The sequence below is a fragment of the Larkinella knui genome (genome assembly GCF_003858645.1).
GTDB classification, from domain to species: Bacteria; Bacteroidota; Bacteroidia; order Cytophagales; family Spirosomataceae; genus Larkinella; species Larkinella knui.
Genome location: NZ_RQJP01000008.1, coordinates 70112 through 86487 on the forward strand (window position 1 = coordinate 70112; position 16376 = coordinate 86487).

General features: G+C 50.9%; 16 protein-coding genes. 8 read left to right on the plus strand and 8 right to left on the minus strand.

Annotation, left to right across the window (positions count from 1 at the left end; all coding sequences use genetic code 11):
* Positions 1 to 30 precede the first annotated feature (30 nt).
* Positions 31 to 849 (plus strand): DUF6597 domain-containing transcriptional factor, encoded by an 819-nt coding sequence (locus EHT87_RS30565; RefSeq protein WP_124910607.1) that lies wholly within the window; start codon positions 31 to 33, stop codon positions 847 to 849.
* Positions 850 to 945: 96 nt separating this feature from the next.
* On the plus strand, positions 946 to 1386 hold the full coding sequence (locus tag EHT87_RS30570; protein ID WP_124910608.1) for an ester cyclase: 441 nt from the start codon (positions 946 to 948) through the stop codon (positions 1384 to 1386).
* Between the two features lie 109 nt (positions 1387 to 1495).
* Here EHT87_RS30570 and EHT87_RS30575 read toward each other — a convergent pair whose 3' ends face one another.
* The 4 genes from EHT87_RS30575 to EHT87_RS30585 form a co-directional block, all read right to left on the minus strand.
* Positions 1496 to 2980: a transglutaminase domain-containing protein gene (locus EHT87_RS30575; protein WP_124910609.1), complete on the minus strand. Its 1485-nt coding sequence runs from the start codon at positions 2978 to 2980 to the stop codon at positions 1496 to 1498.
* Positions 2981 to 2995: 15 nt separating this feature from the next.
* On the minus strand, positions 2996 to 4858 hold the full coding sequence (locus EHT87_RS30580; RefSeq protein WP_124910610.1) for an O-antigen ligase family protein: 1863 nt from the start codon (positions 4856 to 4858) through the stop codon (positions 2996 to 2998).
* Positions 4859 to 4961: 103 nt separating this feature from the next.
* On the minus strand, positions 4962 to 5135 hold the full coding sequence (locus EHT87_RS31485; RefSeq protein ID WP_185716395.1) for a hypothetical protein: 174 nt from the start codon (positions 5133 to 5135) through the stop codon (positions 4962 to 4964).
* A gap of 135 nt (positions 5136 to 5270) precedes the next feature.
* Positions 5271 to 6452 carry a CPBP family intramembrane glutamic endopeptidase gene (locus EHT87_RS30585; RefSeq protein ID WP_124910611.1) on the minus strand — a complete coding sequence of 394 codons (1182 nt, stop codon included), beginning with the start codon at positions 6450 to 6452 and terminating at the stop codon, positions 5271 to 5273.
* A 227-nt stretch (positions 6453 to 6679) separates the two neighbouring features.
* Between EHT87_RS30585 and EHT87_RS30590 the strand changes: the two genes are divergently transcribed.
* Both EHT87_RS30590 and EHT87_RS30595 read left to right on the plus strand, forming a co-directional pair.
* On the plus strand, positions 6680 to 7756 hold the full coding sequence (locus EHT87_RS30590) for a hypothetical protein (protein ID WP_124910612.1): 1077 nt from the start codon (positions 6680 to 6682) through the stop codon (positions 7754 to 7756).
* 12 nt (positions 7757 to 7768) lie between these two features.
* The gene (locus EHT87_RS30595) at positions 7769 to 9265 is read left to right on the plus strand and encodes an MBOAT family O-acyltransferase (protein ID WP_124910613.1); all 1497 of its coding nucleotides are present in this window, start codon (positions 7769 to 7771) and stop codon (positions 9263 to 9265) included.
* Between the two features lie 26 nt (positions 9266 to 9291).
* Here EHT87_RS30595 and EHT87_RS30600 read toward each other — a convergent pair whose 3' ends face one another.
* The 3 genes from EHT87_RS30600 to EHT87_RS30610 all read right to left on the minus strand — a co-directional run bounded on the left by EHT87_RS30600 (position 9292) and on the right by EHT87_RS30610 (position 11038).
* Complete coding sequence (locus tag EHT87_RS30600; protein WP_124910614.1) at positions 9292 to 9654, minus strand: winged helix-turn-helix transcriptional regulator; 363 nt, start codon at positions 9652 to 9654, stop codon at positions 9292 to 9294.
* 141 nt (positions 9655 to 9795) lie between these two features.
* On the minus strand, positions 9796 to 10152 hold the full coding sequence (locus EHT87_RS30605; RefSeq protein ID WP_124910615.1) for a VOC family protein: 357 nt from the start codon (positions 10150 to 10152) through the stop codon (positions 9796 to 9798).
* A gap of 37 nt (positions 10153 to 10189) precedes the next feature.
* The gene (locus EHT87_RS30610; RefSeq protein WP_124910616.1) at positions 10190 to 11038 is read right to left on the minus strand and encodes a siderophore-interacting protein; all 849 of its coding nucleotides are present in this window, start codon (positions 11036 to 11038) and stop codon (positions 10190 to 10192) included.
* Positions 11039 to 11184: 146 nt separating this feature from the next.
* Here EHT87_RS30610 and EHT87_RS30615 point away from each other — a divergent pair, with 146 nt between their 5' ends.
* From EHT87_RS30615 to EHT87_RS30630, 4 genes are all read left to right on the plus strand, one after another.
* On the plus strand, positions 11185 to 12312 hold the full coding sequence (locus EHT87_RS30615; RefSeq protein WP_229321500.1) for an amidohydrolase: 1128 nt from the start codon (positions 11185 to 11187) through the stop codon (positions 12310 to 12312).
* Between the two features lie 286 nt (positions 12313 to 12598).
* Positions 12599 to 13477, plus strand: coding sequence for a c-type cytochrome (locus EHT87_RS30620; RefSeq protein WP_124910618.1), 879 nt, complete (start codon positions 12599 to 12601; stop codon positions 13475 to 13477).
* 62 nt (positions 13478 to 13539) lie between these two features.
* Positions 13540 to 14076 carry a DinB family protein gene (locus EHT87_RS30625; RefSeq protein WP_124910619.1) on the plus strand — a complete coding sequence of 179 codons (537 nt, stop codon included), beginning with the start codon at positions 13540 to 13542 and terminating at the stop codon, positions 14074 to 14076.
* 172 nt (positions 14077 to 14248) lie between these two features.
* Positions 14249 to 14968: a glucosamine-6-phosphate deaminase gene (locus EHT87_RS30630; protein ID WP_124910620.1), complete on the plus strand. Its 720-nt coding sequence runs from the start codon at positions 14249 to 14251 to the stop codon at positions 14966 to 14968.
* Positions 14969 to 15159: 191 nt separating this feature from the next.
* Here the strand turns inward: EHT87_RS30630 and EHT87_RS30635 are convergent, their stop codons facing one another.
* On the minus strand, positions 15160 to 16341 hold the full coding sequence (locus EHT87_RS30635) for a TlpA family protein disulfide reductase (protein ID WP_124910621.1): 1182 nt from the start codon (positions 16339 to 16341) through the stop codon (positions 15160 to 15162).
* Positions 16342 to 16376: the final 35 nt, after the last annotated feature.

Sequence of the window (16376 nt, forward strand, 5' to 3'; positions counted from 1 at the left end):
ACTAACTTGCTACGATCCCCTGTTCGTATCATGCTGTACCAGAAGTACCAACCCGCTCCCCATCTGCGCCCGTTTGTCGAGTGCTACTTCGTTTGGGAGAACGCGCAGTCGTTGCTCCAGCCCATAACCGTCGAGTCGCCCCCGAACGGATATGGCTCGCTGGTTTTCAATTATGGCGATCCGTATCGGCTCCAAACGCCGAAAACCGGCACCAAACTAGTGCCGGTTTCCTTCCTGAGCGGGCAGTCGACGAGCAGCTATCAACTCCAGTTGCAGGGACAGATTGGCATGATTGGAGCGGTATTTCGCCCGGCGGGACTGAACAGCCTGTTTGGATTACCGATGTATGAATTCACGGATGAACGCGTCGACCTAACGGCCGTCCTGGGCGACCGCATCCAGACCATGCAGGAACGCCTGGCCGGGTCCGGCGATGCCATCGGAAAAGTCCGGATCCTGGAAGCATTTCTGAGCAGCCAGATGGCGCGCACCAATGCCGTAACCGACCGCACGGATTATATTGCTAACCGGATTGTCGATCAGCGCGGCATCGTCAACATCAATGCGTTAATGGATGAACTGTACGTCTGTCGGCGGCAGTTTGAACGAAAATTTCTGCAAAAAGTGGGGGTCAGTCCGAAATATTACGCCCGCATCCGGCGCATCAGTTATCTGTGTGCCCAATTGGCCGGCGAGCACTGGAATGTGAACGATTGGCACGATCTCATTTACCGGTCCGGTTATTACGATCAGTCGCATTTTATCCGCGAGTTTACCGGTTTTACGGGTCGTAATCCTTCGGCTTATATTCGGAACAATGTGGAGCTGGCTAATTTTTTAAGATCCTAAAAGGCGGTTTTTGGTCTTCGCAAAATGTCGCATTTGTACAATAAGGCCCGGGCCGTGTCAGGTAATTTTGATGCATCATTTATCCAACCAAATGTCATGAAAACTACACAAATCGAATCATTGACCGACCTGACCCGGAAAGGCACAAGCATTGAATTTTTCTCAGCGTATCAGGAACGCGATATTGAGCGGATGATGGCCCTGTTCGACCCAAACGGCGAATTCTGGCTCATGCCGCTCGGCCCCGATCCGCAAGGCACCATCGGCGAACTGGGCCGAAACTTCTGGACGGGGGTCATCGGCGCTTTCCCGGACATCGACAATACCGTCGATAAAGTAACCGCCGACGGCGATAAAATCATTTGCAACGTGGCTCTGTTCGGCACTCAAACCGCTGATTTTGCCGGTATTACCAGCAAAGGCCTGCGTTTTAACAGCGATCACATTTTCATCTTCCGCTTCAACGAAGACGACAGAATTACAGCGGTGGCCATCGACTGGGATCACGCCAGTTTCCAGCACCAGTTGGGAGCCTGATCGTCCGCGTTTACACCTATAAAAACGCAGGAATGGCTTTTTAACTCCGTCGGCCCGGGCCGATTATTAATAACCGGATCAGCCCGGGCCGACGGAACGTTAATGTCAATTACCACCAAAGCTGGCGGTTATTGGCAACGGTAAAAATTCGCTCCGTATTTTTCGGGTCGTCCGGTAATAGCCGGTAAAGGGCACCGGCCGGAATGTTTTCGAACTGCAACGGCCGGTTGGCCAGCTTCTTTTGTTCACCTGTCATCTGCCAGCCGTTCTGCCAGTAGAAAAGCCGGTATGTTTTGTCGGCTATCGGCTCGCTGCGTTTTAAACCCAGACAAACACTATCCATGGTCTGGAAAAGGGCAATTCCTGACAAACCCAGCGAATAAACGGCCCCTTCTTCGGTTATTTTTGACCGGGTTAGCTGAACCGGAACCGCGGTTTTCTGCTTCGAATCGGGTTGACACACGACTTTTTCGCCCGTTGCTTCGTCGATATAAAAAGGACTGTCGAGCGCAGTCACTCCCTTTCCGCCCTCATAGGTGCAGGGCAAATACACCAGTCCTGTTGCCATCTTCTGAAACCGGCAGTGGTTGTTTACGGGTTTGGACCAATAAACCGGAATCCATTCTCCGTTGGAAAACGTAGCCAGATAGGCCATTTCCACCTCGGAAGCACCAGTCAGGTTTATGTCAATCGTGCTCGTTGGCACGTATAAATCCGTCACATCGATCACCCGGTCAAACAACAGATTATACGGGATATCGTCCTCGTCGTTCAGCAAATGGGGTAGCGTTGCTTTATTAATTGAATACGTTTTTCGAAAAACTTTAGCCGGTCGTCGCTGTTCGTGATAGATTCCCAGCGGGTCAAAGTCGGCAGGAAATGCCGGATACCGTTCGCAACCCATGAATTTGGCCCAGTCGTGCTTCGATGTTACCATGGCATTCCAGGCATGGGGGCCGCCGTTGCTGTTGCCCCACATGGGCGCAAAATCCGTCGTAACCGCCACACCCAGGGCGCGCAGGGGATAACTGATGGTACTGGTCATGGTCCAGCAATCACCCTCTTTATTCTTCGCCAGTTGCCCCCACGATAAATACTTCGCCGGTTGCGCCTTCATGCTGTATTTAAACTGATTGAAGAAATCGATATTTATTTTCTTGCAAATTGCCATATTCGGGTCTTCCGCCTGGCGAAACGTATCACGCAGGGTGCTAAACTCTTTGATACACTGCTCACGCCAGGGGGTTAGCGGCTCATTCGCCAAACGATACGGCAAGACGTATTCGCAAAAATCGGTGAACGTTAGCGAGCCTTCTTTCAATTGGTCCGCAGCGGCTTTAAAAGCCAGATCGATGTTGTTAATGAGGTAATCAGCATCTACCTTTCCAAGATCTTCCGTTTCGGATTCGCCGGTCGAAAGGCCGTCCATATGCCCGACCAGAAAGGCCGCGGCCCGGCGCTGTAGGCTGTCGGCCGGCGCCTGATAATGTGTCAGGATAGCGTTCAGCAGTTTCTCTTTCTTTTCGTTGTCGGTCGTACAGGAAAACAGAAAAAAACCGCTCAGCAGAACTGGAATGGCAAGAAGTCGTTTCATAAAAACCGGTATGATTTAGCGTGATTTTTCAGTTTTAACCAGAAGGTTCTTCATTTCAAAAGTAATTTGCCTGGAAGCCGGAGAGGGAATCGAAACCGGCATGTTTACAATATAAAAAGCCGTTTGTCTGGCTTTAACCGAATCCCCGGTTTTCAGATACATCATTGCCAGTAAATACCGGGGATAGAGTTTATTAGGAATGATGGAAATCGCTTTTTTATACGATTTTTCTGATAAATCATACTTATCCAACTTTAAATAGACATTGCCCAGATTGGTATACAATACGGGGTCAGCGGTTCGGGTTGATGCCTTTTCAAGTATCGTTGCACTTTGGGCAAAATCACCGGTCATGTACAAAGCCTTCCCGTAACCGAGCATAACTTCCGGCGTGTCGGGCAATTCCTGGAGAACAGTCCGATAGAGTTCTGCCGATTTATTGAACGAGTGGCCCGATAATAAATCCCTCGCTTTTTTCCAGTCTGTTTTGGCTTTAATTAAATGAATTTCGCTTTTAAGAACCATGACCATCAACGCAATCGTGAGTAGACAGAGAATTTTTACAATCCCTATCCGGCCCGGTATGCTTAGCGTCTCTCCCATGGGCGGATACGATACCACGCTGATAAAAAACAGGAATAAAACCCAAATAACCGGAACTTCGAATGGATAAGAGAAAAACCCGGCGACAATAAGTGTCAGCAAAGCACCCATTGATCCAATCAGAAAGGCTGACGCAGTGTGCAGTTGCTTAACCCCTTTCCTGAGTGTTAAAACGAGAAACGCACTAAAAATACCAAGCCCTATAAGGCCATTTTCAAGTATGATCTGCAGAAAATCATTAAAGGCGTAAGGCACATAATCGGCCCGTTCAATCAGTGATAGATCATTTAAATGCTTTTCCATAAACGCACTTTGTATATTCCCGAAATTGGCTTTGAATTGTTCAAACCCCAATCCCCACAAAGCATGTTTCCGGAACAATCCAGCCCCTTCGCGCCAGACCAGCGCCCGGCCCTCGGCCGACGCCGGTTTGTATTGATAAAGCAGGTAGGCCCCCGCCAGTAACCCAAAAATAATCGTCAGCAATACGCCAACCCGATAAACGGATTTTATTCGGAAATAGTGAAACGAAATTTCTTTTTTAAATTTTACGACTAAGACAAATACTGCGCCGATTAAGGTTCCAACCCAGGCCGTTCGGGATTGGGTTGCCGGAAGAATAATACTGATACCAACCACCGAAAACCAGCTTGCAATAGTCAATAGTTTACTTAAAAGTGAATACGATGGAGGAAACAGAAGGATGGCCAGTGAAACGACGAAAATAGGGCTTAGAAAAATCGCATAAGGTCCCGGATTATGGAAAGTACCGGTAATGCTGAATAATTTATGATGGCTGGATCGGTAGCCAAAAATCTGCAACTCACCGTATACTACTTCATAGAAGCCGAAGAGAAGTAACAAAAAGAAGCAGCCGTATAGTGGGTGTACCCCGAACGATTTAGGAGTATAAAACTGCTTCAGGAGTAGAATGGACAGAATGGATAACGTAAAAGATGCCAGATTTTCATTATACCCAAACCCAAGCAAATTATAGTTCAACAAACTGTAGCAAGCGTAGGCGATCAGTAAAAAATCAATCCAATTAAAACTAAGTGTATACCTACCAAGAAATAAATAAACAGAAACGAGGATGATAAATACGGGTGGAACGATGTAAAAAAAATGAGCTTTTACATTAATAAAAGAAAGGTCTGTAAATTTCAGAAAAGGCTTAAAGAAAAGTGCGGATAAAAACGTGATCGCTAAGAGTATAAAAAAGACGTACTGTTGAACAACAGTCACCCTGGTAGCTGGCCGGCCTACTTCTTCCATGGTATTTCTACATCAAAAATACGGTGGTTATCTAGCAGTCTATCTAAAGAAAGAACTATTTTTAAAATACCATTTCCGGTAAATCCAGCTTTTACGGCGACCGCTAATAGTCGTCGTATTCCGAGAGCAGGCTCAGCGTTGACAATTCCAGCAAACTAACCGGCTGCCGCGGGCGGTTGGTCCGGTATACATTAAACACGGACGCAGCCAGCACCAAACCAAGCAACAGGATTTTTAACCACAACCTGGGTTTTGGACCTAAACGGTTTTGTTTCACGGGGTTAGAGCTATTGACCGCCCAGCGGGGCGGATACCCAAAAATAAAATGAATAGTTGAAAGTTGTTGTCCTTGTCCGTTACGATGTTACTAATTTTGGAAAATATATTACAAAATAGCTTCGAGCTGTCTCTTTCATTTCAAGGTTTCCAGATGAAATAAGAACTCCGACGAATTGACGAGCGTGTGAACCAGCGCGGCATAAAAGACATTTTTCGTTTTGATATACGTGTAACCGTAGCCCCAGCCCGCGATACTGGCCAAACCCACAAAAACCAGCGAGCCCGCGTGGAAATGGACCAGACCAAAAAACACACTCGTGATCGCCAGCGCGGTGTATGGGCCATGCCGGTCGAGTTGCTTTTTTTCGATAACATAGGCAGCCAGAAACAGCACCACCGTAATCAGAACCGGCACCCACAGCAAAGCCGGATGCATCAGATAACCGGTGAGCAGCGAAAGCAGCAGGAATACGGCAAATCCCCACGTCCAGTAGGTTTTCCAGACGCCGGATTCCGTTATTTTCCGGGCCAGCATGTTTTGCAAAATTCCCCGCAGGAAAAGTTCTTCAAATAAAGCCGTGCCGAAAAAAATCCGGATCATTTCGCCAATGGCGAGGGGAATGAGGACGACTGAGAGGGGTTCGTAGCCGCTGGTTTTGAGAAAACCGCTGGCATACGCGATCACCCCGGTTAGCGCAATGAAAGCCAGCCAAACCCCGATCGCGGTTTTAAGATACTTCCCTTTGAACATCGGGAAAAAGCCAATCTCGGGCAGATTCCGGATGGTGCCGAAACTGTAGACGGCCGTCAGAATCAGCACAAACCGCAGCACATTGCTGAACCCCGCGCCGTTGAACGGCAAATTGGTCTTTGTCCCGACGGAAATGGAGGTGGCCGGAATCAAGAAGAGAAAATAAAAGCCGAAGTCCGTCCACTGAATGGGCCGAGCGGCTTTTTGATACGCCCAAAAACCGAGTGCCGGAAATAACAGGTAAAAGAAAAACAAGGCGGCTGAGCCTTTGAAGGGCGAATGGCCGTGAAATCCTACATACGAATAGAGAATCACTAGCAGCAAAACCGGCACCAAAACGGCGCGTTCCAGGCTGACGCTGGCGTTCCGTTTGAGCTGCCCGGCCACTTCCGGCTGGCCAATGGTGAAGGTCAGGAAATACAAACCGATGAAATACGGGCTGTCCAGCAAAAGTTCGGCGGTCGGCAAGTGCCAGTTGTAATACAGGAAAAGCGCAAAAAGGGCGGTGGTTAGCAGAGCGCCCGTTCGTATTTCCCGAAAATAACCCGTAGAATTTCCCATCATCAGTCGATTGTTCCAGATAACTACGGAAAGAAAATCAGATGGGCTATTGGGCGGGCTAAAAAACCGCAAAAAGGTCAAAACCGCATCGTTAGAGCACTGCCGGGAAGCAAAATCAGGTAGAAATACCCAATGTTCGACCAATTAATAAATAATACGCCTATTTCAAATTCGCCTTTTTGTAAATTATCCCAAACTCGCTGATATACAATACAATAACCTATAAACAAATGACACCTCTTCAAAAAGCAAGCGTTCTGACACTGGTTTGTGTTCTGACATTCGTCGTTGGCTGGGAACTGTATTGCCGCAGTCAGCACCTCGGGCTTTCCTTCAACGACGACGAGAGTTTGTGGGCGCACACCCGGAAAGAGATTTACCAGAGCAGCCCGTCGCGACCGGTAATTATTGGTTCATCGCGCGTCAAGTTCGATCTGGATCTGGATACCTGGGAAAGTGTAACCGGTGAAAAACCGGTGCAGCTGGCCCTGGCGGGAACCGCGCCCCGGCCGTTGCTGACGGACCTAGCGAACGACGAAAATTTCAAGGGAACGTTGATTATTGGCGTTACCGAAGGCCTTTTCTTTACGCCCGACGGCTCTTTTCCGGAGCGGGAAGCCACCAAGCGGGTTAATTTTTACCCCAAATGGTCGCTTTCCCAGCAACTTAGCTTCCACATCAACCGGGTGCTGGAACCCTGGCTTTATTTTCTGGATGAAGAACGGTTGGCGCTTCGGCCGTTGCTCACGGACTTGCCCATTCCGCCCCGGCCGGGCACCTGGGGTGGGCCGAAGTTTCCCCGCGAATTTTCGGTGACCAAATTCGACCGGCAGGAAATCATGACGGACGCCATGGTGGCCGATACCGCCATTCAGAATAAAGTAAAGGCGGTTTGGATGGACATTGGTGCCCACAGCCCCAAACAGAGCCTGCCTCCCTTTCTGCTGACGGCCATCCTGAACTCCGTTAAAAAGTCGGTGGATCAGATTCGGGCGCGGGGCGGCAAGGTGGTTTTTGTTCGGATGCCTTCGGACGGTGTGTTCCGCGAAATCGAAAAAAAGAGCCATCCGCGGGAACAGTATTGGGATCGGCTGCTGGCGCATACGAACACGCCGGGCATTTATTTTGAAGATTACCCGGCATTATCCAAATACCGCTGCCCGGAATGGTCGCACCTGGCCCCGAAAGATGCGGTTACGTTCACGCAGGATTTTATCCCGATTCTGCAACAGAAAACCGGCTGGCCCATCCGGATACGCGCGGCCAAAACACCGCTGGCAACGGCTTCACGTTCTGTCCACAACTAGCTAAAAACGATCATGGTTTTCAACTCCTACAGTTTCGCCCTCTTCTTCGTTCTGCTCCTGGTGCTGCACAACCTGCCACTGCCGTGGAAAGCAAAGAAGATTAACCTGCTGCTGGCCAGCTACTTGTTCTATGCCCTCTGGAATCCGCCATTTATTCTGCTGCTCTGGCTTTCGACGGTCGTGGATTTTTACATGGCCCGGCTAATTTCCCGCGAACAGCGATCCGCCCCCCGAAAATTGCTGCTCACCGTCAGCCTGTTGCTGAATCTGGGTATGTTGAGTTATTTCAAATACGGCGGTTTTCTGCTGGAAAACTTTACGGCTTTACTGTCGTCGGTCGGCATTGCGTTTCAGGCGGCCAAACCCGATATAATCCTACCCGTCGGCATTTCATTTTACACCTTCGTAACCCTTTCCTATACGCTGGATGTGTATCGCCGGAAAGCCGAACCGGAGCCGTCCTTCCTGAATTTCGCGCTGTTTGTGACGTTCTTTCCGCACCTGGTTGCCGGGCCGATTGTCCGGCCCGAAGATTTGATTCCGCAGTTTAAAGTGCCGCACCGCGCGACGAGCCAACAGATGACGTGGGGGCTTTTTCTGCTTTCGCTCGGCCTGTTCATGAAAGTGGTCGTTGCCGATACGCTGCTGGCCGACTCGGCCGATACGGTTTTTGGCGTTCCTTTCCCGGTGCAGCCGCTGGATGCCTGGGTGGGCGTAATGGCCTTTTCGGGGCAGATCTTCTGCGATTTTGCGGGCTATTCGACCTGCGCCATCGGCATTTCCCTCTGCCTGGGCTTCGTCCTGCCCGACAATTTCCGGTATCCTTATGCTGCCATCGGTTTTTCTGACTTCTGGCGTCGCTGGCACATTACGCTCTCAACCTGGCTGCGCGATTACCTCTATATTCCGCTGGGTGGAAACCGCAAAGGCAATGTTCGGACGTATATTAACCTGATGATCACCATGTTGCTGGGTGGCTTGTGGCACGGCGCTTCCTGGAATTTCGTGGTCTGGGGCGGTTTGCACGGGATTTTTCTGTGCGCCGAACGGCTGATCCGGGACTGGTCCGGTAAACGGCAGCGGAGTTTTGCCGGCACCAATCAGTCCGACAACGTCTTAACCGGGTCCATCGCGCAGGCTTCGATCATTCCGGTTTCGTGGAATGGACGAGTGGGCAAGTTCGGTCTGGCGCTGTTAACGCTTTTTCTGGTCGACATCACCTGGGTGTTTTTCCGCGCCCCCGATTTCGGTAGCGCCATGCGGATTCTGTTGTCGATGTTTGGTGTGATTCCCAACGGCGCGGCCCTGCTCACGTCGCTCGACATTCTGAAAGTCGGCACGGTGACGGTGATCCTGATTTCCTGTCACTGGTTCATGCGCCATTCGTCGCTGGTGAAATTAGGCTCCCGAATGCCGTGGTGGCTGCTCAGTCTGATCTGGACCGGTATGGTGATTTTGCTAATTCTGACGCAGAAAAGCAGTAACTCGTTCATTTACTTTCAGTTCTGACGACTGAATTCTGAAACCGTATTTCCTCACCGGGACTGAATCCGCGCCCGGTGTTGCAAACCCCAGTCTGCCATGGCCTCGATGATGTCGTCCAGTGAATTGCTGTATTCGGTCAGTTCGTATTCGATCAAAACTGGTATTTGGGGATAAACATGACGCACGACGAACTCATTTTGTTCGAGCTCCTTCAACTCTTTCGAGAGCAATTTGGGCGTAATGCCTTCCACCCGCCGTTGCAGGTCCTTGAAGCGCAAAGGACCTTCTGACAAAGCAATAATGATGGGCAACTTCCACTTGCCATTGAGCACATAAAGCGCATCCCGAACACCGGCCAAACTGCGGGCGCAGGCACTTTTGGTATGCACGATGGTTTCCTTCTGCCTGACCATGGTCGTTTGTTCGCTGTTTAAAATACCGGTATCCGTTAGGAGCCTGCTATCTTTTCGATAGTAAAAATAGGGGTTTAACGGAAAGAAAGAAAACCGCATTCGGCTTTCTTTCCGCTTCCTGCAAAACTGCCCAGCAGGCTATCAATCAACAAATTGCAGCAATTCGATTCGGTTATCGAACGGGTCGTGGAAGAAGAATCGTTGCCGTCCGTCAATCTCGGAGGAATACGTAAGTTCGATGCCGTGGCTTTCCAGTTGCTGTTTGGCTTCATCCAGATTCGTAATTTCAAAAGCCGGGTGCCGTTTGGAATACGGACCGGCGGCTTCTTCGCGGAGGTGCAACTGAATATCGGCGATCGAAAACCACAGGGCGCCACCGGGGTGCTCGCCCGGAACTTCGTCCAGGTCCAGCACTGTGCCGTAAAACGCCCGGGCTTCTTCTTTTTTTCCTTCCGGAATCGAAATAAGGATATGATCTAACCGCTTGAACTGAATCATGGCTATTTTAAAATTAGGACGGTAAGTTACCGCAAATCTATTCATCCGCTTCCTGATGACGTAATTCGTGGTACGTTTCTTCGTCCATACCGAGTTTCCAGTAGGCCACCGCGTGTAACTCATGGTTGGCCAGTTGGTACGTTGTGCGCAAATAGGTGCGGATTTCTTTGGCCGCCGACGATTCCGTAGCTACCCACACAAAGCGGCTTTCCGAACGGCCATCCGGCAAGTCCGCCGAACGAATGGCGTCCTGTAAAACTGTACCTTTTCCGGCTTCAACGCCGTTTCGATGCAGCCAGCGGAGTTCAATACCGGCTTCAAAATCAAGAACTTGCTCCTCGCCTGCGTCCGGGATTTCGATCAAGGCCAGCCCCCGGGCCGAAGCGGGCAAGCGTTCCAGAATGGCGCTAATGGCCGGTAAGGCCGTCTGGTCGCCCGCCAGCAGATACCACTGCGCTTCCCGATACGGCATTCCGGGCCGCAGCGCAACGCCCAGGTAATCGCCCACTCGCACATTCGTGGCCCAGGCCGACGCAGGGCCTTCATCGCCGTGAAGAATGAAATCAATGGACAGTTCACCCGTTTCCGCATCAAAATGACGTAAGGTGTAGGTTCGCACCGTCGGGCGTTCGTGTTCGGGTGGCGGAATGGGCCGACCGCCTTCGCCGATGGTGGGGAACACCGGTTTGAGCTGCCCCGGCTGAGGAATCAAAACTTTCAGGTGTATACCGGGCGTCAGACCGGGCGTTCCAATCAGGTCTTTTGCCACAAACAGAACCCGTCGCATGTGTGGGGTTACGTCGGTAAAAGCGACGACTTGCAGCATTTCGAGCAGAATCTGCCGCACGGGTCTTCCGGGGGGCTGGTGGCTTGATTTGGTTTCCATTGACAATTATTTAGAATAAATCTAAACAGAAGTACAAATAGGATGGGGAGTTCGTTCCAATACGGCCAGAATTGTTGGAAATTTTCAGCCGCTTTCCCTACTTTTAATGCGCTGGTTTTTGCGCTAAACCCATTTAACCGATTTCCATGTCAACGCCTTTTATTGACTTCAGACGCGAACTGCACCGTTTTCCGGAACTATCCGGCCAGGAATTTGAAACCCGCAAACGGATAAAAACCGTTGTCAGCCCGTTTGCTCCGGTCAGGTTGCTCGACGTGGGAAAAACCGGGTTGCTGCTGCAATACGGCCACGAGCAGACCGGGCCGGTTACCCTGATCCGGGCGGATATCGATGCGCTACCGATTCAGGAAGTCAATGATTTTGCGCACAAATCCCGCACGGAAGGCGTTTCGCACAAGTGCGGACACGACGGACACGCGGCCATTCTGGTCCGGCTGGCGGCTCATCTAGCCGAAAAACCGTCGCTGAAAGGCCGGGTTTATCTGCTTTTTCAACCCGCCGAAGAAACCGGAGAAGGTGCCCGGGCCGTTCTGGACGATCCTGCCTTTGCCAACATCCGCCCCGACCGGGTTTTTGCGTTGCACAACCTGCCCGGTTTTAGTCCGGGAACCATTGTCTGCAAACCTGGCCCGTTTACGTCATCCGTTCAAACTCTGATTGTGACGTTTACGGGCAAAGTTTCGCATTCGGCGGAACCCGAAAAAGGCATTAATCCGGCTTATCTGATGGCGGATTTTACCCTGAAAAGTGGGCAACTAGTTAACCCGGACAGTCGATCGGAGGATTTTGCTTTGATCACCCCGGTTTATACCACAATGGGCGAAAAATCGTATGGGGTATCGGCGGGATACGGCGAGGTTCACCTGACGCTCCGAACCCGCACGAGCCAGACTATGGAACGGTTGACCAATCAACTCCTCAGCCTGCTAGCCGATCTGAGCGCGGGAACCGGTATCTACATCACAACCGCCATTACCGAAGTTTTTTTTGCCAGCCAGAACCACGCCGATGCGTTTGAGCAAGTCAGAACCAGTGCTCTGAAACTTGGGTATGTGTTTACCGAAAAACAGGAGCCGTTCAAATGGGGCGAAGATTTTGGCCTTTTTACGCAACACTACAAAGGCGCGATGTTTGGCATCGGTGCGGGCGAAACCTCCCCGGCTTTGCACAACGACGACTACGATTTCAACGACGACCTGATCGAACCAGCCGCCCGTCTATTCCTGGAATTGATTGACCTTCAGCACGCTTGATGCCGGAAAATTAGATAGGAACACGGATCAGGCGGATGGAACGGACAAATAACTGATCTTAATTTTAATCTGTGCAAATCCGTTCAATCCGCCTGATCCGTGTTCCTATCCCATCCCGTTTTCTTACCGAATACTCAATTCGCCAAGCGCTTATCACCTTTCACTCAATTCTTAGAAGTAACGGACTGATAACCCTTTAACTTTTGGGAAGTAAAGCCGACGGACCCGAAAGTTCAGGAAGCGGCACGGTTCACCGTTCATTTAATTTCCTCTAAACGAAAATAGTATGCTCCGAAAAGTCCTGAAATGGGTCGGCATTGTAGCAGGCAGTGTCATCGTTTTACTGCTTGCTTTTTATGCCTTTGTTTATTTCCAAACCGAATCGCGGGCCAACAAAGTGTATGACGTCAACTTGCAGCCGCTAACTATTCCCACCGATTCCGCTTCCTACGCTTTGGGCAAGCACATTGCGGGCATCCGGGGTTGCGCGGAATGCCACGATGCCGATTTCGGTGGCAAAGCGTTCTTCGACGCAAGCACACCGATTGGTATTTTGTACTCGTCCAACCTGACCACCGGAAAAGGCGGGATTTCGTATACTGATCAGGACTGGGTTCGCGCTTTGCGGCACGGTTTGGGAAAAGACCACAAAACGTTGTGGTTCATGCCGTCACCGGAAGTCAGCGCCCCGCTGTCGAACCGGGATTTGGGCGCGTTGATTTATTACCTGAAGCGTCAGCCACCCGTCGATAAAAGGCATCCGGCCAAAGAAGTGAAACCGCTGGGGCGGTTTTTAGCCTTTACCGGAGACTTACCGCTTTTTCCGGCAGAAGTCATCGACCACGAGGCCCAGCCCGCCGAAAACGTACCGGCCGCGGTGGATGCCGAGTACGGAAAATACCTGGCCGTTACCTGTACCGGTTGCCACGGGGCCAGTTTCAAAGGTGGCCCCGGCCACAGTCCCGGCGAACCGCCTATTGCGGACCTGACTCAAACGGGCAACGTTGGAAAATGGACGTCGGACCAGTTTGTTACCGCCATCCGGACGGGCAACACCCCGGATGGGCGCGTGATCAACGATTTTATGCCCTGGAAGTATTTCGCCACCGTGTATACCGAGGACGAATTGAAAGCGATTTATTTGTACCTGCACGAATTGAAGTAACGACTAAAACCGCTGCGGTTTTCTTAATTTCGCCGACCTGCACTTGTAAACCCTAAAACCGGATGTTTCTTGATCAACTTCTCCAGTCGGTAGCGGACGCCCGAAACCGCTACATCGCTTACGTTCAACAGCTTACAGAAGAACAGGCGCATTGGAAACCCGATGCGGACACCTGGAGCGCCGTGGAAAATACCGAGCATTTGTATTGGGCCGAACACGGTGGAATTTGGGGCATGTGGAAAATTTTGCAGGCCAAACGGGACGGAAAACCGCCCGTTTACCAGGGCGAGCTTATTCACCGGGGACGCTCGATCGAAGAAATCATTGAACGAACCTGGCAACCGAAAGAAGTCGTACCGCCCATTGCCGCGCCCCGCATGGGCGGCTCGGTGGCCTTCTGGCTGGCCGCGCTGGAGAGTTTGCAGCAGCCGTTGACGAAACTCAGCCACGAGTTGGCCGACGAAGATTTTGAAGCCATCATTCATCCGCACCCGATTTCGGGACCGCTGGATATCGGGCAGCGGTTTGCGTTTCTGCGGTTTCATATCGACCGACACCGGAATCAGGTGGCCGATTTGCGGACGCTGCTGGCGGTTTAGCCCAACCCGGTTTTCGATTTGAGAATGTGTATGCGTTTCCGTAGTCCGGCGAGTTTGATGCCTGAACAGGTCAGTCATCCGGCTTATTGAATTCCGGAAATAGATTTTTAGCCCTTTGCAGAGAAATAAGCAGCTTCGCCGTATTTTAGCGGCTTAACTGCTAAACCCGATTATGAATTTTCAGATTTTCGCCGACTACGAAACGCTTTCCCGCCATACAGCCCGGCACATTGCCGACCTGCTAAACCGCAAACCCGATGCTTTAATCTGTGCCGCGTCCGGCGACACACCCGTTGGCACCTACCGTGCGCTCGTTCAACTGGTAAAAAATGGCGAAACCAGCGTCGACCGCTGCACATTCGTGGGGCTGGACGAGTGGGTCGGTTTGGGACCGGAAAGTGAAGGCAGCTGCGCAAATTACCTCCAGCGCGAACTCTTCGGGCCGCTCAACATCCAGCCCGGCCAATACCGCCTTTTCGACGCCAAAGCTGACGATCTGGAAGCGGAATGTGAAGACATGACGCGGTTTGTGGACGAGCGGGGCGGTTTTGATCTCATTCTGGTGGGCGTCGGTCTGAACGGCCACATCGCCTTGAACGAGCCGGGCACGCCGTTTACCCTGAAAGCCCACGTTTCCGAACTGGCCGAAACGACCATTACGGTCGGGCAGAAGTATTTTTCTACACCGACTCCGCTGACGCTGGGCGTTACAACCGGTTTACAACAATTGATGGACGCGCGGGAAGCCATTCTGATTGCCAGCGGCAGCAAGAAAGCGCCGGTGATTAAAACCGCCCTCGAAGGCCCCGTAACGGAAGATTTTCCGGCGAGCATTATGCAAACGCACCCGAATGGTTATGTCTGGGTGGATCAGGACGCGGCTGGGGAATAGTCTACCTCAGGCTGCGGCTCGGGTAATGTTGATAATCAACTTCAACCTGACTTATATCCCGTGAAAACAGTTGTTGCACAGCATGAAAGCGGTAAGTTACGACCTGACATTTCATAATGACTGCTTGATTCTGCTTTACTAAGTAAAAAGCAATATATAGCAAACTACGAAAGAACGCTATTTTCAGCATATTACAGGTTTTTGTCAATCAGCAAAGTGATTTTATCTGGTACAAATTCACCCGAATAGATCACTTTGCCGGTTTTATCAAGCAACACCACCACGGGAAAAATGCCAACTCCATAGCGTTTTGCCATGTCCTGAGCATGGTACAAAAGCGGATAACGGGGCTGGATTTTCTGTTTAAATACCGCAACAATTTCCGGCGAATCGTGCGGATTGATGCCCAGCAACTGGAAGTTCGTGTTTTTATAGTGGTCAAACAGGGCGTTCAATTTTGGCACGGCTGTCACACAATAGCCACAATTCCGAATCCAGAATTCCAGCAAAACCACCTTCCCCTTCAACTGATTCAGGGCAATTTCTGTGTTGGTATTAAAAACCGGCAGTTTCCAATCCGGCGCGGTTTGATCCGCCTGAATCAGTTGAAGCTTTTCGTCTTCCGGATTTACCAGGTTGAAATCGGTCTGGTAACTGGAGTAAAACCAGGAAGAATCGGCCGGTGACGCCGTTTCATCGAGGTACTGAAAGCTGGTTTTCGTAAAATCCTGGTTGCTGCTGTTCGACTGAATGACTTCAACGGGCAGATGAGTCGCCTTGTCGATTAACAGACGATAGCGAATCGACCGGTCCGCCGTAATCGGGCGGTAGGTCCCCAAATAATCGATCACTTTCTGCTTCAGGGCGAAGGAAACGGCATAAAACGATTTCTTATCCACCAGCGTATCCAGCACGGTTTTAGGAATTGACGGGTCCGCCAGAATCACCGGCAACGCATTGCGGAACGTTACCGGAGAATCATAGAAGAAAGAAAGCGACGCAAAATTCCGGCGTTCCGGTTTACTGTTCACTCTCAGCGTCTTATTTTTCCGGTCACATTCGAACTTCTCGGAGCCATTGAAAACCGCCAGCACATCCGAATTGCTAAACTGATACCGAAAGCCCACGGCCGGATCGGCCCAGCTAAAATCCAGGTAACAAATCCCATCCATCTTCTGATGAATGCCCTCCGAAGCGTAATTTAGCTCCCGCCAATACTGGTAATGCAGCACTTTCCGGTGGCTCAATTGGTCTGAAACCTTGCTCAATACCTGCTCCGCCGAGACGGTTCCGGGTTGTGCAAAAACGGGCATCGCGGATGCCATTGCCAGAAAAAAAGGCACAAAAAGGGTACTGGAAATCCATGATTTCATGCGAGTGAGCCGTAAAATTTGAAGAAGTTAGAGAG

Excerpts from the sequence above, each read along its gene's own strand:
- EHT87_RS30565 (WP_124910607.1), top strand. The coding sequence starts at position 31 with ATGCTGTACCAGAAGTACCAACCCGCTCCCCATCTGCGCCCGTTTGTC.
- EHT87_RS30570 (WP_124910608.1), top strand. The coding sequence starts at position 946 with ATGAAAACTACACAAATCGAATCATTGACCGACCTGACCCGGAAAGGC.
- EHT87_RS30575 (WP_124910609.1), bottom strand. The coding sequence starts at position 2,980 with ATGAAACGACTTCTTGCCATTCCAGTTCTGCTGAGCGGTTTTTTTCTG.
- EHT87_RS30580 (WP_124910610.1), bottom strand. The coding sequence starts at position 4,858 with ATGGAAGAAGTAGGCCGGCCAGCTACCAGGGTGACTGTTGTTCAACAG.
- EHT87_RS30585 (WP_124910611.1), bottom strand. The coding sequence starts at position 6,452 with ATGATGGGAAATTCTACGGGTTATTTTCGGGAAATACGAACGGGCGCT.
- EHT87_RS30590 (WP_124910612.1), top strand. The coding sequence starts at position 6,680 with ATGACACCTCTTCAAAAAGCAAGCGTTCTGACACTGGTTTGTGTTCTG.
- EHT87_RS30595 (WP_124910613.1), top strand. The coding sequence starts at position 7,769 with ATGGTTTTCAACTCCTACAGTTTCGCCCTCTTCTTCGTTCTGCTCCTG.
- EHT87_RS30600 (WP_124910614.1), bottom strand. The coding sequence starts at position 9,654 with ATGGTCAGGCAGAAGGAAACCATCGTGCATACCAAAAGTGCCTGCGCC.
- EHT87_RS30605 (WP_124910615.1), bottom strand. The coding sequence starts at position 10,152 with ATGATTCAGTTCAAGCGGTTAGATCATATCCTTATTTCGATTCCGGAA.
- EHT87_RS30610 (WP_124910616.1), bottom strand. The coding sequence starts at position 11,038 with ATGGAAACCAAATCAAGCCACCAGCCCCCCGGAAGACCCGTGCGGCAG.
- EHT87_RS30615 (WP_229321500.1), top strand. The coding sequence starts at position 11,185 with ATGTCAACGCCTTTTATTGACTTCAGACGCGAACTGCACCGTTTTCCG.
- EHT87_RS30620 (WP_124910618.1), top strand. The coding sequence starts at position 12,599 with ATGCTCCGAAAAGTCCTGAAATGGGTCGGCATTGTAGCAGGCAGTGTC.
- EHT87_RS30625 (WP_124910619.1), top strand. The coding sequence starts at position 13,540 with ATGTTTCTTGATCAACTTCTCCAGTCGGTAGCGGACGCCCGAAACCGC.
- EHT87_RS30630 (WP_124910620.1), top strand. The coding sequence starts at position 14,249 with ATGAATTTTCAGATTTTCGCCGACTACGAAACGCTTTCCCGCCATACA.
- EHT87_RS30635 (WP_124910621.1), bottom strand. The coding sequence starts at position 16,341 with ATGAAATCATGGATTTCCAGTACCCTTTTTGTGCCTTTTTTTCTGGCA.